16 protein-coding genes are annotated in these 18,447 nt (G+C 62.0%); 10 read left to right on the plus strand and 6 right to left on the minus strand.

Translation table 11 applies throughout. The annotated features are described in order from the left end of the window. Positions 1-46 precede the first annotated feature (46 nt). The 3 genes from AB4Z19_RS23840 to AB4Z19_RS23850 are packed head-to-tail and all read left to right on the plus strand — an operon-like array spanning position 47 to position 2,030. Positions 47-952: a LysR family transcriptional regulator gene (locus AB4Z19_RS23840; RefSeq protein WP_442022097.1), complete on the plus strand. Its 906-nt coding sequence runs from the start codon at positions 47-49 to the stop codon at positions 950-952. Further along, a complete protein-coding gene (locus AB4Z19_RS23845; RefSeq protein WP_442022099.1) occupies positions 949-1,560 on the plus strand; it encodes a M15 family metallopeptidase in 612 nt (203 codons plus the stop codon). Before AB4Z19_RS23840 ends, AB4Z19_RS23845 begins: the two co-directional genes overlap by 4 nt. Positions 1,561-1,595: 35 nt before the next feature. Continuing rightward, the gene (locus AB4Z19_RS23850; protein ID WP_442022101.1) at positions 1,596-2,030 is read left to right on the plus strand and encodes a RidA family protein; all 435 of its coding nucleotides are present in this window, start codon (positions 1,596-1,598) and stop codon (positions 2,028-2,030) included. A gap of 48 nt (positions 2,031-2,078) precedes the next feature. On the opposite strand, the gene dacB is transcribed toward AB4Z19_RS23850, so the two are convergent. Further along, positions 2,079-3,602: a D-alanyl-D-alanine carboxypeptidase/D-alanyl-D-alanine endopeptidase gene (gene dacB, locus AB4Z19_RS23855; RefSeq protein ID WP_442036201.1), complete on the minus strand. Its 1,524-nt coding sequence runs from the start codon at positions 3,600-3,602 to the stop codon at positions 2,079-2,081. 9 nt (positions 3,603-3,611) lie between these two features. Next, positions 3,612-4,850 carry a nucleoside recognition domain-containing protein gene (locus AB4Z19_RS23860; RefSeq protein WP_442022105.1) on the minus strand — a complete coding sequence of 413 codons (1,239 nt, stop codon included), beginning with the start codon at positions 4,848-4,850 and terminating at the stop codon, positions 3,612-3,614. Between the two features lie 237 nt (positions 4,851-5,087). Between AB4Z19_RS23860 and AB4Z19_RS23865 the strand changes: the two genes are divergently transcribed. The 4 genes from AB4Z19_RS23865 (at position 5,088) to AB4Z19_RS23880 (ending at position 11,786) form a co-directional block, all read left to right on the plus strand. Next, on the plus strand, positions 5,088-6,842 hold the full coding sequence (locus AB4Z19_RS23865; protein ID WP_442036203.1) for an ABC transporter substrate-binding protein: 1,755 nt from the start codon (positions 5,088-5,090) through the stop codon (positions 6,840-6,842). Positions 6,843-7,010: 168 nt separating this feature from the next. Next, on the plus strand, positions 7,011-9,770 hold the full coding sequence (locus AB4Z19_RS23870) for a TonB-dependent receptor (protein ID WP_442036205.1): 2,760 nt from the start codon (positions 7,011-7,013) through the stop codon (positions 9,768-9,770). 95 nt (positions 9,771-9,865) lie between these two features. After that, the gene (locus AB4Z19_RS23875; RefSeq protein WP_442022111.1) at positions 9,866-10,828 is read left to right on the plus strand and encodes a S66 peptidase family protein; all 963 of its coding nucleotides are present in this window, start codon (positions 9,866-9,868) and stop codon (positions 10,826-10,828) included. A 49-nt stretch (positions 10,829-10,877) separates the two neighbouring features. Beyond that, positions 10,878-11,786 carry a YihY/virulence factor BrkB family protein gene (locus AB4Z19_RS23880; protein WP_442036207.1) on the plus strand — a complete coding sequence of 303 codons (909 nt, stop codon included), beginning with the start codon at positions 10,878-10,880 and terminating at the stop codon, positions 11,784-11,786. Here the strand turns inward: AB4Z19_RS23880 and AB4Z19_RS23885 are convergent. Further along, entirely contained in the window at positions 11,783-13,156 is a 1,374-nt protein-coding gene (locus tag AB4Z19_RS23885) for an ATP-binding protein (protein WP_442036209.1), read from the minus strand. The two genes, AB4Z19_RS23880 and AB4Z19_RS23885, sit on opposite strands and share 4 nt — an antisense overlap. A gap of 132 nt (positions 13,157-13,288) precedes the next feature. Here AB4Z19_RS23885 and AB4Z19_RS23890 point away from each other — a divergent pair, with 132 nt between their 5' ends. Genes AB4Z19_RS23890 through AB4Z19_RS23900 form a run of 3 tightly spaced genes read left to right on the plus strand, consistent with a single transcriptional unit; the run spans position 13,289 to position 15,756 of the window. Further along, complete coding sequence (locus AB4Z19_RS23890; protein ID WP_442036211.1) at positions 13,289-14,128, plus strand: protease complex subunit PrcB family protein; 840 nt, start codon at positions 13,289-13,291, stop codon at positions 14,126-14,128. A gap of 39 nt (positions 14,129-14,167) precedes the next feature. After that, positions 14,168-15,058, plus strand: a complete 891-nt coding sequence (locus AB4Z19_RS23895; protein ID WP_442029655.1) for a MipA/OmpV family protein — start codon at positions 14,168-14,170, stop codon at positions 15,056-15,058. Next, positions 15,058-15,756 carry a hypothetical protein gene (locus AB4Z19_RS23900; protein WP_442029653.1) on the plus strand — a complete coding sequence of 233 codons (699 nt, stop codon included), beginning with the start codon at positions 15,058-15,060 and terminating at the stop codon, positions 15,754-15,756. Before AB4Z19_RS23895 ends, AB4Z19_RS23900 begins: the two co-directional genes overlap by 1 nt. Here AB4Z19_RS23900 and AB4Z19_RS23905 read toward each other — a convergent pair. From AB4Z19_RS23905 to AB4Z19_RS23915, 3 genes are all read right to left on the minus strand, one after another. Beyond that, positions 15,753-16,451 (minus strand): response regulator, encoded by a 699-nt coding sequence (locus AB4Z19_RS23905; RefSeq protein WP_442036213.1) that lies wholly within the window; start codon positions 16,449-16,451, stop codon positions 15,753-15,755. The genes AB4Z19_RS23900 and AB4Z19_RS23905 overlap by 4 nt on opposite strands. A 141-nt stretch (positions 16,452-16,592) precedes the next feature. Beyond that, positions 16,593-17,720, minus strand: coding sequence for an acyl-CoA dehydrogenase family protein (locus AB4Z19_RS23910; RefSeq protein WP_442029102.1), 1,128 nt, complete (start codon positions 17,718-17,720; stop codon positions 16,593-16,595). A gap of 57 nt (positions 17,721-17,777) precedes the next feature. Further along, positions 17,778-18,446, minus strand: a complete 669-nt coding sequence (locus AB4Z19_RS23915; protein ID WP_442029101.1) for an SDR family oxidoreductase — start codon at positions 18,444-18,446, stop codon at positions 17,778-17,780. Between the last annotated feature and the right edge of the window lies 1 nt (position 18,447).

Raw genomic sequence — 18,447 nt, forward strand, 5'->3', positions numbered from 1 at the left:
CTGATTCCCGCAGGATTCTGCGGCGTAACGATGAGGAATTGAAGCGATGCGGCTGCGTCATATAGAAGTTTTCCACGCGATCATGCAGGTCGGCACCATCAGCGGCGCCGCGCAGGTTTTGCATATTTCGCAACCGGCAGTGACCAAGGTCTTGCAGCACTGCGAACTGCAACTTGGCATGCCCCTGTTCGAACGCGTGCGCGGCAAGCTCTATCCAAAGCCGGAGGCGCACCGCCTGTTCGCGGAAACCGAAAAGCTGCATCGCGACCTGCAGGGTATCCGCCGTCTCGCTGCCAGCCTGAAGGGGCATGCCGAAGAAACCATTCGTTTGGTGTCCACGCCGACCATTGCGATCAGCGTGCTGCCGCAAGCGATGAGCGCATGGCGCCGCGACTTCCCCGGCGCGCGCTGCGAGCTGGGTACGCACCACACCACCGAAATCGTGAACATGCTGCGGCTGGGCGAGGCTGACCTCGCACTGTCGCTACAGGACCCGCGCCATCCCGGCATCGTCGCCGAGCCGCTGGCGCAAGGCCTGATGACGGTAATCGCCCCGGTGGGAACCTGGCGTGACGAAGAGCTGTCGCAGCCGCTGACGGCCGAAGGGCTGGTGGGCGAACTGATTGGCTACGCCGACACTGACCCGCTGGGCGAGATGGTGGTCGCAGCCTGCGAAGCGCAGGGCCAGCATCCGAATTTCCGCACCGTGGTGCAGACTTACCAGATCGCGCGCTCGCTGGTGGAAGCAGGCAGCGGCATGGCGGTGGTCGATCCGTTCACGGCAGCATCCGCATTATCAACTCGCGTACAGCGCCGCCAATGGGCGCCTGCGATCCCGATCCAGCTTTACCTGCTGACGGCCGGGCACTCGCCGCTGTCGCACGGCGCACGCCAACTGGCCGACAGCATTGCGGCTGCGGCGCGCGCCTGTCTCGAAACAGGAAACACATGAGCCGTACCATCCGCAGCGAAGAGATCCCCGGCAGTCCGGAATTCCGTCACCTGAGCACGATTGCCGATATCGGCATCGATTTGCGCTACGCGACGCCGGACAACTTCGTCGGCCGCGATCTCTATTCGCCGCTGGATTGCGCGTGGCTGCACACTGATGCTGCCGCTGCCATTGAGCGTGTGGTGGCGACGCTTGCCACACGCGCGCCTGGCCACAAGCTGTTGATCCTCGATGCCCTGCGCCCGCATAGCGTGCAGATCGAACTCTGGGACGCCCTGGCCGGAACCGACCTGCAAATGTACCTCGCACCGCCCGAGCGCGGCTCCATTCATTCCTTCGGCATGGCGGTAGACGTGACCATTCTCGATGCGGCTGGACGCGAACTGGATATGGGCACCGGCTTTGACGACATGACCGAGCTGTCGCATCCGATCCTGGAAGAGAAACACCTCGCCAGCGGCGCGCTCACAGCCGCACAAATCGCCAACCGCAAACTGTTGCGCGACGCTATGACCGAAGCCGGCTTCGTCGGCATCAACAGCGAATGGTGGCACTTCGACTGCGGCGACCGCGTTCAAGTGCGCGCCAGCTACGCCAAAGTCCTGTAGTGATAGAGTATTGCCACTCAACTAATGGAGGGGCAATGAACAAACTCAATGCACTCATCTCGAGCCTGCTGCTCGCCGCTGGCGCCGCACACGCTGCCGATACGCAGCCAGGCTGCTATCACGCCAACGAAACGGCTGAGCGCGCAATTGGCTATTGCAGCGCCGTGCGCAATGGGAACCTGCTCTACGTCTCCGGCCACACCGGCAGCGGCGACATGCCGGGCGCCGTGCAGATGGTCTACACAAAGCTCGGCAAAACACTCGCCGCGAACGGCCTGACGTTCGCTGACGTGGTGAAGGAAAACATCTACACGACCGATATGGACGCGCTGGTCAAGGCCAAAGACCTGCGCCTGCCCTTCTACAACAACCATCTGCCCGCCGCCACCTGGATCAGCGTCCAGCGCCTATTTTCGCCCCAGCTGGTCATCGAAGTCGAACTCATCGCTGCCTTCCCGCCGGGGAAGTGAGTTTGCTTGCGCGAGCGCAGAGTCGCTCGGAACCTTGCTGCTTTCCTTTTACTTTCCTGCTGCTTCCGGCAGGGGCGACAACTGATTCGTGCCGGTGTGGGCGGTCCAGTCGATGAGGGCGTCGACGATGCTGCGGCCGACGCCGTTGCCGGCGTGGTCATGGTTGACCATGGCGACGACGATGCACAGTTGGCCGTTCGCGTCAGGGACGTAGCCTGCCACGGCGACAACATCGCGCAAGGTGCCGGTTTTCACGCGGGCGCGCTGGGCGGCGGTGCTTTCTTTCAGACGGCGCTTCATGGTGCCATCGACGCCGGCGATCGGCAGGCTGGTAAGGAATTCAGGCGCCCACAGCGATTTCTGCGCGGCGCGCAGCAGGCCGGCCATTTGCACGGGACGGATGCGCTCCACGCGCGACAGGCCGGAGCCGTTTTCCAGCACCAGGCCGGTGTCGTCGATGCCATGCGCGCGCATCCAGTTGCGCACCACGAGCTCGGAACGCGCCAGCGTGGGGGAAGATGGCGCAACGTCGCCGCCGCCGGGCGATGCTGCTGCGGCAGGCATCAGGTCCAGTGGACGGCTGCCCAGCTTGGCATCCGCTTGCAGGCTGCCGAGGCTGAGGAAGATGGAGCGCGCAAGGCCGTTATCGGAAGGCTTGTTCGTGTCGCGGACGATTTCGGGCAGCGTTCGCGATACATGTTCGGCCAGCAGGTTCGCTGCACTGGAAGGTGCTTCGGCTTCAACCACCGAGCCACTGAATTTGCCGCCCAGCCGGGCCCACGTCGCGCGGAAGAAGCGCTCGGTGAAGTCGTGGCGGTCCAGCACATTGACCACATTGGTCTTGGCGCAGTTGCGTGGATAGGTGCCCTTCAACACCACCGTCAAGCGAGAGCCGTTGCGCACATACTCCGGCACCTTCCAGCCATCTTCCCATTTCGCGCATTCGCCATTGGTCAGTTCCAGCTCGGACTTTACCGACACCTTATCCAGCTCCGGCAGCATCGACACGCGCACCGACTTCGCATCCGATGCGATATCCACCGTGAGCATATTCATGTTCAGCCACAGCGCATCAGGAATCACGTTGTAGTAGGCTTCAGGCGACTCATCGAACTGCGGTGCGCCGACATCAAGGCGAGATGGCTGCCACAGCGTACGGTCCAGCACCAGATTGCCTTCGATGCGGCGAATTCCTTGCGTGCGCAGCTTCTCCAGCATATGCGTGAAGGCGTCCACGGTGAAATCGCCATCTGCGCCGCCACGCAGGACGAGATCGCCGTACAGCGTGCCATTGGAAACCTGGCCATTGCTGCGCAGCTCCGTGCGTCCTTTGAATACCGGACCAAGTTCGTCGAGGCCGACCATCGTCGTCACCAGCTTCATGGTCGATGCGGGTGCGAACGGCTGGTCCGGCATATTCGAAACCAGCGTCTGGTCGCCGCGTAGCACCAGCGCACCAATGGCCTCTTCGGGAATACCATTTGCCGCAGCGAGACGGGCGACAGGTTCCGGCAGCGCAGCATGCGCCACGCCGCAAGCGGCAATCAGGGAAGCGAGAAGCAGACGACGCATGAACACTCCTTATCCGAAGAAGACGTAAGCCACACCAATCGCGGCGATCACGCCCGCGAAGTCGGCGATCAGGCCGCAGGAAATCGCGTAGCGCGTTTTGCGGATGCCCACAGAGCCAAAATACAGGGCGACGATGTAGAAGGTGGTATCAGCCGAGCCCTGGAACATGCAGACCAGGCGGCCAATGAAGGAATCTGGACCATAGGTCTTCATCGCGTCGATCATCAGCGCGCGCGAGCCGCTGCCGCTCAGTGGACGCATGAGCGCAGTCGGCAGCGCATCCACGAAATCGGTGCGCATGCCGAGGGCGCTGAACACCCAATGGAAGCCCTCCATCACAAAGGTCAGCACGCCCGAATTGCGGATCACGCTGATCGCGACCAGCATGCCGACCAGATAAGGAATCACGGTGAGCGAAGTCTGAATTCCCCCCTTCGCTCCTTCAATAAAGGCTTCGTACACGTTCACCTTCTTGCGCAGCGCGCCGACCAGGAACATGGTGATGATGCCAATTAAAATCAGATTGCTGGCGACCTTGGACACCGTCTCGATCTGTGAACGTTCCAGGTAATGCGTGAAGTAGAAGATCAGTCCCGCGATCGCAGCGGTCATGCCGCCCAGCCAGCCCAGCACCACCGGGTCGAACAGGTTGATGCGCTGACGGATCGACACCGCAATAATGCCCGTCACAGTCGCGAAATAAGTCGCGATCAAACAGGGAATGAAAATGTCCGATGGATCGGCCGCGCCGAGAATTGCGCGTTGCGCCATGATCGCCAGCGGGATCAACGTCAGGCCGGATGTGTGCAGCACCAGAAACATGATCTGCGCGTTGCTGGCCGTTTCCTTGTTGGGGTTCAGCGACTGCAGGCTTTCCATCGCCTTCAGTCCGAACGGGGTGGCGGCGTTGTCGAGGCCCAGCAGGTTGGCGGAAAAATTCATGACCATGTGGCCGGTGGCCGGGTGGTCCTTTGGCACTTCTGGGAAGATGCGCGAGAAGAATGGCGAAATGATTTTCGCCAGCCAGCCCACCGCGCCAGCCTTTTCGCCGACGTTCATGATGCCCAGCCACAGCGTCATCACGCCGGCCAGCGGCAGGGCGATATCCATCACGCCGGAACGGGCCGAATCAAAGGTGCCGTCGATGACTTTTTTGAAAATCTCGGTGTCGCCCAAAAACAGCCACTGCGCCAGCGCTGCCGCGAACCCTACCAGGAAGAAGCCGGACCAGATGTAATTGAGTGACATGAATTCCCTGTTGCGAATGTGTTTGCAAAAACCAGCGGCGCACAGCAGGTGGCTGCCACGATGTGGCAGCCACCAGGTTTAAGCCGTTGGTTTCCAATTTTGAAGCCAAAGTATAGGGCGCGCTGATGAAACTATGCAGGTCAGGCATGTAAAAAAGTTATAAGCTGCCGGAGGTAATTCACTGGCGCGGCGGCGCGGCCTGCCTTATGCTCTCCGCCGCAACCAAAAGGACAGGAAATGAAGAGACTCTGGAGCGCATCGTCCACCATCGCCGCAGCCATCGCACTCGCTTTTGCCGCGACGGCGCCCGTTCACGCCGACGAGCCAAAGGTGCTGCATGCCCTGCTGTCGACTGGCGAAACCGGCCTCGATCCGGCCGTGGCCTCCGATCTGGCCAGCCTGAGTCTCCTGGAAAATCTGTTCGATCCTTTGCTGCGCTACGACTACGATGCGCGCCCCGTGAAGCTGGCGCCCAGCTCCGCACGCGACATGCCGGTCAGTGACGCCGCCGGCACCACCTGGACCTTCCACCTCAAGCCCGGCATGTTCTTCAGCGACGACCCGGCCTTCAAAGGCCGGAAGCGCGAAGTGACTGCGGAGGATTACGTCTACAGCATCAAGCGCCTGTACGACCCGTCGCTGAAATCGCCGTGGCTGTTCATGTTCGAAGACAAACTGGCTGGCGATGAAGCGTACAAAAACGGCAAGTTCGACTACGCGAAAAACATCGAAGGCTTGCAGGCAGTGGACAAGTACACCCTGCGCATCAAGCTGAAGGCGCCCGATCCCAGCTTCCTGTTCTACATGGCGCTGCCCGCAACGGGCGCGGTGGCGCGCGAAGTGACCGAAGCCTATGGCCTGCAAGTCGGCAATCATCCCGTCGGCACTGGCCCCTTCAGCATGGAGGAATGGAAGCACAGCGACAAGATCACGCTGGCGGCCAACCCGAACTATCAGCAGCGCTACGACGGCCGCAAGCTGCCGCAGGTGGACAAGGTCGAGGTCAAGATCATGGAGGAGTACCAGTCGCGCGTGCTGGGCTTCCTGAATGGCGAATTCGACTACATCGAGCAGGTGCCGGAATCGCTGCGCGATATGGTGCTCGACCCGTCCAAGGCCAAGCCGGCGCTGAAGCCGGACCTGGCGCAGCGCGGCATGGTGCTCAGCCCCTTCCCGGTGCTGCAAACCTACTACATGTGGATGAATATGGATGACCCGGTCGTCGGCGGCTACGGCAAGGAAAAGGTCGCGCTGCGCCGGGCCATAGCGCTGGGTTATAACGGACCCGAGGACGTGGCGCTGCTGAAGAAGGGCCTGGCCATCTCTGCGCAGTCGCCATTGCCGCCCAATGTGCTGGGTTATGACCCCGGCTACCGCAGCCCGGTGCAGTACGATCCGGCACTGGCTAAAGCGCTGCTGGACCGCTTCGGCTACCGTGTCGGCAAGGACGGTTTCCGCACCATGCCGGACGGATCGCCGCTCACGCTGACGATGCACACCGAGCCGACAACGGTGGGCCGCCTGCGCGATGAACTGTGGCGCAAGAACCTGAACGCCATCGGCTTGCGCGTGAACTTCAAGAGCGACAAGAAGACGGAAATCATCAAGGCTTCGCGCCTTGGCAAGGTGCAGATGTTCGAAACCAACTGGATCGCCGACTTCCCGGATGGCGAAAACTTCTTCCAGTTGTTGTACGGTCCCAACAGCGGCCGTGCAAATTACTCGCGTTTTAACCTGCCTGAATACAATCAGCGCTACGAACAGGCCCACAAGCTGTCGGACGGTCCGGAGCGCCAAAAGCTCTACCGTGAGATGTCGCAGCTGATCAATGCATACAACCCCTGGGTGCTGCTAATTCACCCTATCTCCGCCGATATTCAGCAACCGTGGCTAAAAAACTACAAGCGACATCCGGTCGAACTGACCAATTGGCGCTATGTGGATATCGACGTCAAAGGGCGGGAAGCGGCTACTCACGGCGCAGTCCGCTAGAATACGCGCCTTTTCATTACATAAAGTTATAGGCTGGCCAGTAATTTTCATTAGCTGGCAAGTTTTCCACCGCGATAACCTGAACTTGCAAAGAAGCGCAATGCCACGACATTGCCCGCTCGCTTGTCGCAGTGGAGTCGGTAACACATCTAAATTTGGGAGAGACCCGTGAAGGTAAAAACGCTGGCGCACATGATTGCGCTGATTGGTGTAGTAAGCCCTGTGATGGCACAGGAAGTTGCCCAGCAACCTATTCAGCGGGTTGAGATTACCGGTTCCAGCATCAAACGCGTTGCCAAGGAAGGCGCGCTGCCGGTGCAGACGATCACCTTTGACCAGATCGAAAAATCTGGCATCACGAATACCGAACAACTGCTGCGCTCGATCGCTGCCAACGGCACCGGCGCGGACAATATGACCTCCGGTAATAACGTGTTCGGCGCCGACGCCGACCGCGTGTCCGGCGGCGCATCCTTCGCATCCCTGCGCGGCCTCGGCCCGAACGCGACCCTAGTGCTGTTGAACGGCCGCCGTGTGGGTAACCACGGCGCTTCCGGCAAGGCAGTTGACCTGAACTCGATTCCGCTGGGCGCGATTCAGCGCGTGGAAATCCTGAAAGACGGTGCTTCCGCAATCTACGGTACCGACGCCATCGGCGGCGTGGTCAACTTCATCCTGAAGACCGACTACAAGGGCCTGGAAGTGGGCACCGACCTGAACGGCACCCAGCACGGCGGCGGCATGAATCGCCGTTATACCTTGCTGGGCGGCCTGGGCAGCCTGAACGACGACGGCTGGAACGTGATGGCCAGCGTCACCCACGACGTGAACGACAAGCTGAGCTCGCACCAGCGCGACTTCGCCAACGGCTTCCAGCCTGAGCGCGGCCTGTCGCCGGACACCACCGGTACGCCGTTCGCCAACATCCTGTCCGGCGCCGGCACCGCACTGGGCACCGGCTTCAAGGTCCCTGGCGATAACACCACCTATCTGCAGGCTGGCCTGCTGAGCCTGCAGCACAAGTGCGACAGCATTCCTGGCATGTCGCAGTACCAGACCGCGCTGTGGAAAGACGTCACCTCGCCGGCGCGTTCGACCTACTCCTGCGCCTATGACTACGGTTCGGACTATGTGATCAGCTTCCCGGTCGAGCGCACCAATGCCGTGTCGCGCGCCACCCTGAAGATCAACGACAACCACAAGGTCTTCGTTGAACTGCTGGGCTCCCGCACCGAAGCGACCGCATCGCTGACCCCGCTGCAGATTTCGACCAGCCTGGCCACCGGCTCGGCTTATCCGGTCAACGGCCCGTACTACCAGAGCCTGTCGGCCTATATTCCGACCTACGACAACACCAAGCCGATCATCTACAAATGGCGTGCTAACCCTTGGGGCGACCGTACCCAGAACAACGTGACCGAGAACTACCGCGGCCTGCTGGCAGCGGAAGGCACAATCCTGGACAAGTACGACTATAAGGTCGGCCTGTCGCGCGCCGAGTCCACCACCAAGACCGCGCTGATCGATGGCTACGGCTATACCGACAAGATCTACTCCGCCCTGGGCACCGGCAAGATCAACCCATGGCTGGCTCCTGGCCAGACCCAGACGGCCGAAGCCATGAACCTGATCGAGTCGACCAAGTTCTACGGCCAGCTGCAGCACGGCAAATCGACCCTGACCCAGCTGGATGGCTCCATCTCCGGTGAAGTGTGGCAGCTGCCGGCTGGCGCGCTGGCCATGGCAGCCGGTGTCGACCTGCGCCGCGAAACCTACGAATTCGCCCAGGACGTGGACGCTACCAAACTCCTGCTGGCGCCAGGTAACGCCAACCAGAACAAGGTGAGCCGCGATATCCGCGCCGTGTACGCCGAAGCGATCATCCCGGTCATCAAGGATCTGGAGGTGCAGCTGGCGGTACGCCGCGACGATTACTCCGTGATCGGCGCCACCACCAATCCTAAGGTCTCGTTCCGCTACCAGCCGACCCAGAGCCTGATGTTCCGTGGTTCCGCCAACAAGGGCTTCCTGGCGCCGAGCTTCACCCAGCTGTACTCCGGCCGTCTGCTGCAGGAACTGCCGAACGGCATCATCGACCAGGAAGGCTGCGCTGCGCACCCTGGCAATCCGGACTTCTGCGCGATTCCACGCCTGAACTACAACACCGGCGGCAATCCGAACCTGAAGCCGGAACGTTCCAAGCAGGGCACGCTGGGTATGGTGATCGAGCCGATCACCGGCTTCTCCGCCTCGCTGGACTACTGGATGATCAACATCAAGGATCGTATCCTGAACCGCACGCCGCAAATCGTGCTGGCGAACTGGCAGTACCTGCAGGACCAGATCATTCGTAATCCGCAAACCGGCGTGATCGACCACGTTGAAGCAGGCTGGATCAACGCAGCCGGCCTGAAGACCCGCGGTCTGGACGTTGGCCTGCGCGGCGACTACAAGATCGGCGGCTACAAGACCAGTGCGACCCTGGATGGCACCTGGACCCAGAGCTTCAAGTTTGCCGAGTTCGAAGGCCAGCCGTTCAAGGAGCAGGTCGGCCAGTTCAACACCCGCGACGTGTACCTGCGCTGGAAGCACAACGCCAGCGTCAGCGTTTCGCGCGGCGACTGGAGCGTGCTGCTGGTGAACAAGTTCGCTACCGGCTACAACGACGAAGTGCCGAACGGCGGCAAAGGTACGCCTCCAGCGGGCTGGGACCCGAAAGTGGCGAGCTACACCACCTTCGACATGTCGGGCACCTACACCGGTATCAAGAACACCACGATCACCCTGGGCCTGATCAATATGTTCGACCGCAACCCGCCATTCACCGCCCACAACGTGGACGAAGTGGTTGGCGCTGGCTGGGACCCGCGTATTGCTGACGGCCGTGGCCGTTCGCTGATGTTCAACCTGAAGTACAAGTTCTTCTGATCTCCAGACGGACATTCGGCCGCCTCGTCGCGGCCACCCTGGCCGCTGCCAGCCTCCCGGCGGCAGCGGCACGCAACACACGCAGAAAGCAAGCCATGAACAAACCCGGCCTGATCAAGCCGCCCCGCCTGCTGCCGGGCGATACGATTGGCCTGGTCGCTCCCGGCGGCCATACGAGTGCGCCTTCCATCGCGAAGGCCATTCAGAACATCGAATCCCTCGGTTTCAAAGTCAAACTGGGCAAGAACCTGGAAGCCGTCTACGGCAACTACGGCGGCCTGCCGCAGCAGCGCCTGGACGACCTGCACGCCATGTTTGCCGATCACGATGTGAAGGCAATCTGGGCGATCCGCGGCGGTTCCGGCTGCATCCAGTTGCTGGAACACTTGGATTACAAGCTAATCCGCAACAACCCCAAGATCCTGATCGGATATTCCGACATCACGGCCCTGCACCTGGCGATCCACAAGCACGCCGGACTGGTGACTTTCCACGGACCGGTGGCCTCGTCCACCTTCTCCGATTATTCGGTCACGCATCTGCTCAACGTGCTGATGCGGCCTGAAGAGGAATACACGATCCCGATGTCGATCGAGAACAGCCGCAAGGCTGAGGAAGAGCCGCAGTACGCCTTGCGCACGGTGGTGCCGGGCGTGGCGGAAGGCCCACTCATCGGCGGCAATATGTGCCTGGTCAGCGCCCTGGTCGGCACGCCCTATGCGGCCGACTTCCACAAGAGCATCGTGTTCCTGGAAGAAGTCAACGAAGCGCCCTACCGCATCGACCGCATGATGATGCAGATGCATCTGGCGCAAGGTTTCCCGAATGCCTCCGCGGTCATGCTCGGCGTTTGCGAGAACTGCGGTCCGCAGGATTCGGATATTTCGCTGACCCTGGACGAAACCACCGACCAGCACCTGAAACCGCTGAGCATCCCGGCCGTGACCGGCTACTCCTTCGGCCACATCCGCAACCAGTTCACGCTGCCGGTAGGCCTGCGCGCGCGCCTCGACACCGAGCGCCAGACTCTCACCCTGCTTGAACCCGCCGTCAGTTGAGCCGCCGAGGCGTGTCGGGGTCTGGCCGCATGGTGTGTAGAATGAGCCCATGCGCATTCTCAAGCACAAGGCCATAGCTCATGTGTTGGCGCATCCCCTGGACTTTACGCTGCAATGCCTGAAGGGATTCCGGGCTAATCAGGGGTTGCTGCTGGCAGGCGCAGTTGCCTACTACTCACTGCTCTCCATCGTCCCCTTGTTGATGCTGGTCGTGGTCGCTTTATCCCACATTTTCGAGCAACAAACCTTACTCAGCACCATCGGACACTACCTCGAATGGCTGGTGCCGGGACAATCCAGAGCCATCGTCGCCGAGGTCGGCCATTTCCTTGAGCACCGCGACCTGGTCGGCTGGGTGCTGGTGCTGACCATGCTGTTCTTCTCGTCGCTGGCCTTCACCGTGCTGGAAAACGCCATGTCCGTGATTTTCACGCACCGCGTGGCCGTGCGGCGGCGGCATTACCTGGTGTCGGCGCTGCTGCCCTATTGCTATATTCTCTCGCTCGGCGTCGGTGTGATGGTGGTGACCCTGGTGGCGGGCAGCCTGCAGGTCATCGGCACCGAGTACGTGCGCCTGTTCGGCTACGACTGGTCGCTGCATGGCTTGTCGGGTGTGCTGCTGTACCTGCTGGGCCTGGCCGGCGAAGTGCTGATGCTGAGCTCTATCTACCTCGTCATGCCGGTCGGACGGTTATCCTGGCCGCATGCGCTGATTGGCGGCGTCACCGCCACCGTGCTGTGGGAAGTCGCGCGGCACGTGCTGGTGTGGTACTTCACCACGCTGTCCAAGGTGAATATCGTCTACGGCTCGATGACGACGGCCATTGTCGTGATGTTCAGCCTGGAGATCGGCGCCACGCTGCTGCTGTTCGGCGCGCAAGTCATTTCCGAGTTTGAACGCGTGGGCAGAGGCGAGAACGGCAAGATCGCGCGCCCCATGCATACCCGCCGCGCTTAAGCTGGCAGCGTGATCGTGAAGCGGGCGCCGCCCAGCGGCGACTCGTCCACCGCCAGCGTGCCGCCATGCAGCGCGATCGCCTTCGACGCGATCGACAGGCCGAGACCGAAGCCGCCCGTGCTGCGGTCGCGGCTGCGGTCCAGCCGGTAGAAGGGTTCGAACACGCGCTCGCGCTCTTCGGGCGGAATGCCCGGGCCATCATCCTCCACCATAATGCGCACAGCGCCCACCGCGCCCGCAGCACCCACCGAGCCCATAGCGCCCACCGCGCTCGTATCCTGTTGAGCGCCGGCGCTGCAGCCCAGACGCGCCGCCGTGAGACGCACCTGTCCATTGGCGTACTTGAGCGCATTGCGCAGCAGATTGCCGACTGCGCGCAGCAGCAGGCGCTGGTCGGCATTGCCGTCGCCAAGGTCGGCCGCCAGATCAAGCTGCACGCCGATAGCGGCCGGCGGCAGCGAGTCCACGCAATCCTTCAACGCCGGCGCCAGGGCGAACTGCTGGCGCTGCAAGGCCTGCCCCGCGTCGAGGCGTGCCATGCCCAGCAACTCGTTGACCAGCTCCTTCAGCTCGGCTACGTCGCCCTCCATGCCATCGATGCGCTTGCTTAGTACCGGGTCGTCCGCCGCATCGCGCAGCAGCTCCATGGCGAATTCCAGCCGCGCGATGGGCGTGCGGATCTCATGCGAGACCGAATGCAGCAGGCTGCGTTGCGACGCCAGCAAGCTCTCGATGCGGTCCGCCATATGGTCGATGCGCTCCGCCAGCGGGTAGACGCTCTCGCGGGGCCGCATGCGCGCACGGGCCGACAGCTCGCCCGCCCCAAAGCGGTCCGCCACGCCGGATAGCTGCTGCAGGCTGCGCCAGTGCGCACGCGACCAGAAGCCGATTGGTATCAGCAAGACCAGGGCCACAATCACATAGCGCACCATTTCCAGCTGCAGGGCGAAGCCGATGTCGATGGGCAGATTCTGGGCCGATACCGCTTCCTCCTCGCTGCCGATATAGCGCTCGCCCTTCAGGTCCACGCGGCGGTAGAAAGCCTTGTGCGGCACATCCAGCACCAGTTCACCGCGCTCGAAGGCGGCGGCCTCGTGGCCGGACAACTGGCCGCGCACGCTGGCCAGCGGCACCAGTTCGTAGCGCACCTCCGATACCTCGCGCACCYTGTTCAGGCGGTCCAGCCATTGGTCGGCAGGCGCCTGGTCGACATATTGTTCCAGCAGGAAGATCTGGGCCGAGGCCTGGCGGCGGGCGATGCTGTCCAGCGGGTCGCCGAACAGCCGGTTGATAGTGAAATAGACAATGAACGCCGCCACGCTGATGGACAGCAGCACCAGCACAAAGAAGCGAAAGAACAGGCGGTTCATGGGGCGTTATTGTATTTGAAACCAACCCAGCCGACTTCCATCCTACAAATTTCCGACAAAAAGCCTAAAGATCGGGGCGGATTAACGGGCGATGAAAGATTAGCATGCACTGGTATATCAGGAGGATTATCAATGCGACAACTCGAATACTGCCTGCCCGTAGCCTTTGCGCTGCTGCTGGCCGCTTGCGGCGGCGGTGGCGAAGTCGTACCTGGCGCAATGCAATCCAGCGTCGCCGGTATCGCCGTTGGCGAACCGTCGCCCACCGCCCTGAATCGCGAAGAATTCGTCAAGCTGGCGCGCGGCGCCAGCTGCAGCGATATCCGTAACCGCCTGTTCGTGATCGACGACAAGCAGGTGTTCTGGGACCGCGCCGGTAATTGCCCGGACAACGGCCACGCCGAAACTTTGTTTGGCAGCAGCTCCGCCGAAGTGCTGTGCACCAGCGTCGACAGCATCGCCGGTCCGGTCACCAAATGCAACGATCCCTCCGCGCGGGCCTTGTTCGATACCCTGATCCAGAACCTGGACAAGCGCGACCTGAGCCTGGGCACGGCGCACAAGCTGGAAGCCATCGACTTCCTGCCGAAAGACGGCATTGTCGCCACCCTGCCGCTGGTACGCGAGCAGCTGTCCGGCGTGACCTCGGCGCTGAATGTGGTGATCCGCGACCAGGAGAGCTTCGAAAAGCTGTGGAGTGCGCATAACCAGAACAGGACGCCGGTGCCGCCTCTGCCCAAGATCGACTTCACCAGGCAGATGGTGCTGGGCGTCTTCCTCGGCAACCGTCCCAGCGGCTGCTACAGCGTGGAGATCGGCAAGGTGGAAGTCAGCGGCGGCAAGATTACCGCGCACTACACCGAGACCTATTCCGGTGGCCCGATGATCGCTTGTACGGCCCTTGTCACGTCACCGATGGACATGGTGATTACGGAACGCCTCGAAGGCGATGTGAGTTTCACGACCCAGTAACGATAAAATGGCGGGCATTCTTAATCGACCCCCGCTCCTATGCACAAGCTTCTCGTTCTCACACTGGCTGGCGCTTGCGGTACCGTAGCAGCCCAGACCCCGGCCACTAACCCGATGCCGGACGGAAGCCGCGATATGTATATCGGCCTTGGCGCCCAGTACATTCCGCGGTATGACGGCGCTCGCCAAAACAAAACGCTGGCGCTGCCCGTGCTGCAGGTGCAGTGGAGTAACGGGATCTTCATTTCCGGGCTGACGGCGGGCATGCATCTGTCCGATCTGCCGTCGATCGAATACGGCCCGCTGCTGTCCCTGCAATCGCGCCGTGACGAAGAAGGCACCGACGGCGGCGTCGGCGGCGTGGGAGACGGTTCCGGCGGCGACGCCAAGATCAATGCGGTGCTGCCGCCCAGCGGTGGCGGCTTCGTGCCGAACACTGCCCGGATTGCAGCGGCCAGCAACCATCTGTACGGCATGGATGTGATCAGGCGCCGCGTGCTGTACGGCGGCTTCTTCAACTACTATTTCACGCCCCAGCTGCGTTTGACCAACAATGTGCTGTACGGCGCCGGCAACGACCGCAATGGCCTGCGCTGGCACGCTGCCATGCAGTACATGCTGCAGGACGCGCTGCCGCATCACACCTTCGTGCTGTCCGCCGGCGTGTCGGTCGTGAACGGCGCCTATAACAAGGCTTACTTTGGCGTGACCGAACAGGAAAACGAACGCAATTTCCTGGGCGTCTACACACCCGGCGGCGGCGTGCAGGACGTGCGCGCCGGCGTGCGCTGGAACTGGGCGCTGAGCCCGTCCTGGCTGATCACGTCCGGCGCCCAGGTCACCCACCTGGTGGGCGACGCCAGGAACAGCCCGCTGGTCGAGCGTTCAACGAATGTAACTGTATCAACGGCCCTGGCCTACCGATTCTGATGAAAACCAAGACCCTTATTCCTACCGTGCTGCTGGCCCTCGGGCTGGCGGGGCACGGCTGCGCCGCGCTGGCGCAGGACGGGGAGTGGGTCAGCTACCGCGATGCCTACAAGGCCATGGTGGTATTCGCCAAATATGGCAAACCGAAGAACCTGCTCCAGATGCACTACCAGCTCAGCCCGCGCGACGCCGCGACTTCGCTGGATGGCGTCACCCTGTCGCTGAATGGCAAGACCATCCAGCTCAACCTGCCGCTCGACCCGACAGGACGCACCAGCTTCCCGCTGCTGAAAGCGGCCTATGATGAAAACGCCGTGCTGGCGCTGAACCGCAAGGCCAATCTGTTCAGCTTCCAGCCGCGCCTGTCGCTGTTCGTGCGTGCCGATGGCGCCTACGAGGCGAGCGAACTGCGCGCAGCCTGCGATCAGGCGCTGCAGTACCAGCGGTTCGTGAATGCGTCGTATGGATCGAAGAAGTGCGTCGGTGTGCGCTTCGTGTTCACGAAGAAGGCCGAAGCCCAGGTGCAGATACGCGACGGCGCACGCGATAGCTTGCTGCCGTCAGTGGATGGTCCTGCGTTTGAAGGCGAGGCTAGTGCTGGCTTCCGCACCGTGACCTATCGCTTTGGTGAATGGCCGGATCATGGCCAAGTGGTCAGCCACTTTCCGCCCCTGGCGCTGTCGCCGCTGTTCGATTAATTCCAGGCCGATGGCGAGAACAGATAACCCTCGCCCCACACCGTCTTGATCTTCTCTGAATCGCTGTCGTCGAACTTGCGGCGCAGCTTGGAGATGCTGTTATCGATGCTGCGGTCCATGCCGTCGAACTCGATGCCGCGCATCTTGCGCAGCAGGGCATCGCGCGACAGCACGGTGCCGGCCGATTCGGCCAGGGTCAGCAGCAGCTTATATTCCGTATTGCTGAGCAGGCAGGGTTCGCCGCGCCAGGTAACGCTGCGGTCGCTGATGGCGATGGTCAGGGCGCCAAAGCTCAGCAGCTCAGGATCGGACTTGGTCTGTACCCGGCGCAGCAGGGCACGCAGGCGGGCCAGCAGCACGCGCGGCTGCACGGGCTTGTTGATGAAATCGTCGGCGCCTTGCTCCAGCAGAGAGACTTCATCATAAGAATCTTCACGGGCGGTCATCACCAGGATCGGCACATCGCTGACCTCGCGCAGCTGGCGGGCCACTTCCATGCCATCCAGGCCGGGCAGCATCAAGTCCAGCACGACGATATCCGCCGGCTGCGCCTTGAAACGCGCCAGCGCCTCATCGCCACGGCTGACTACGTCCACCTTGAACTCATACCCCGCCAGATACTCCGTGACCAGCTCGGCCAGGCGCGGATCGTCTTCCACCAGCATTACTTGAACCATGAATGTCTCCTTCTGCACCGGACATTCTATAAGTTCTTACTGCTCGTGGCGCAGGTGCCGAGCGAATTCGACAAAAGAATACATTTTGATGACAGTTGGGGTCAGGTCTGCCATTTGCACTAGCGCAAGCAAACTTTGATTTTTCCTGACCCCGACTTTTTACAGTGCGCGGGCGATCAGCAGTTTCTGGATGTCGCTGGTGCCTTCGTAGATCTGGCACACGCGCACGTCGCGGTAGATGCGCTCGACCGGGAAGTCGGACGTGTAGCCGTAGCCGCCGTGGATCTGGATCGCGTCGGAACAGACGCGCTCGGCCATCTCGGAGGCGAACAGCTTGGCCATCGCGGCTTCTTTCAGGCAGGGCTGGCCGGCGTCCTTCAGCGAGGCGGCGTGCCAGATCAGCTGGCGTGCGGCTTCGAGCTGCATCGCCATTTCGGACAGCTTGAACTGCACCGACTGGTGTTCGAAGATCGGCTTGCCGAACGATTCACGTTCGCGCGCGTACTTCAGCGCCGCTTCGAATGCCGAACGGGCCATGCCTACCGATTGCGAGGCGATGCCGATACGGCCGCCTTCCAGGCCGGACAAGGCAATCTTGTAGCCCTGGCCCGGTTCGCCAATCATGTTCTCGGCCGGTACGCGGCAATTTTCGAACAGGATCTGCGCCGTGTCCGAAGAGTGCTGGCCCATCTTGTGTTCGATGCCGGCCACGATGTAGCCCGGTGCCGACGTCGGTACCCAGAAGGCGCTGATGCCTTTCTTGCCGGCTGCCTTGTCGGTCACGGCAAACACGATCGCCACGTCGGCATGCTTGCCGGAGGTGATGAATTGTTTGGTGCCGTTGATGACGTATTCATTGCCATCCAGCGTGGCCGTGGTGCGCAGCGCGGCGGCGTCGCTGCCGGTGTGCGGCTCGGTCAGCGCGAACGCGCCCAGCATGTCGCCTTGCGCCAGTGGACGCAGCCATTGTTCTTTCTGCGCGGCGTTCGCGTACATCATGCCGATGCTGCACACCGGGCAGTTGTTCACGGAGATGATGGTGGAGGTGCCGCCATCGCCCGCTGCGATTTCTTCCAGCACCAGGGCCAGCGACACGTAGTCGAGGCCAGCGCCGCCCTGTTCTTCCGGCACGGCGACGCCGAACGCACCCAGTGCCGCCAGTTCTTTCAGTTCCTCTTTCGGGAAATGGTGTTCCTTGTCCCAACGGGCCGCGTTGGGCGCCAGGCGCTCCTGCGAAAACGTGCGCAGGGCGTCACGGATCATCTGGTGTTCATCATTCAGAATCATGTTTATCCTTGTTCTAAGCGGACTCATGTCCCATTTAGCGCCTGACCCCAAGTGGGGTTACCAGCCGATGGGGGTGCCGTCGTAGTCTCGGTAGACGGCTTGATCGGAAGGCGGCAGGGCCGCCAGGGTTTTGCGGATGCCGCGCGCGCTTTCTTCCACCGCCAGGTCGGCGCCTGAGCCGCCCATGTCGGTGCGCACCCAGCCCGGATGCAGCGCGACGCAGGTAGCGCCTTTGCTGCCGAAGCTCAGCGCGGTATCGATCAGCACCGAGTTCAGCGCAGCCTTGCTGGCGCGGTACAGCGAGCCGTTGGGGCGCGTACGCTCGCTCAGCGATCCCATACGCGAGGACATCACGGCCAGCTTGCCGCGCGCCAGACACACCAGCGGTGCGATGATCGGCAGCAGGCGCATGGCAGCCAGCACATTGGTGTGCATGACCGCGTCGAAATCGGTTTGCATCGGGAAGCCATCGGTTTTCGGACCGAATACGCCGGCGTTCAGGATGGCGACATCGAGATGTTCGCCATCGAGTTTCCAGCCCAGTCCCGCCACGGCTTCCACGTTCGTTACATCCAGCTTGTGGGGTTCGGCACCCATCTCCGCCAGCGTGTCACAGTCTTCCTTTTTGCGTGCGGTGGCGATCACGCGCCAGCCATCGGCCAGGTACTGGCGCACCAGTTCCAGGCCGATGCCGCGCGAGGCGCCAACTATGAGTGCCGTTCCCATC

Source organism: Pseudoduganella sp. RAF19 (assembly GCF_052114165.1).
Classification (GTDB): domain Bacteria; phylum Pseudomonadota; class Gammaproteobacteria; order Burkholderiales; family Burkholderiaceae_D; genus Rugamonas.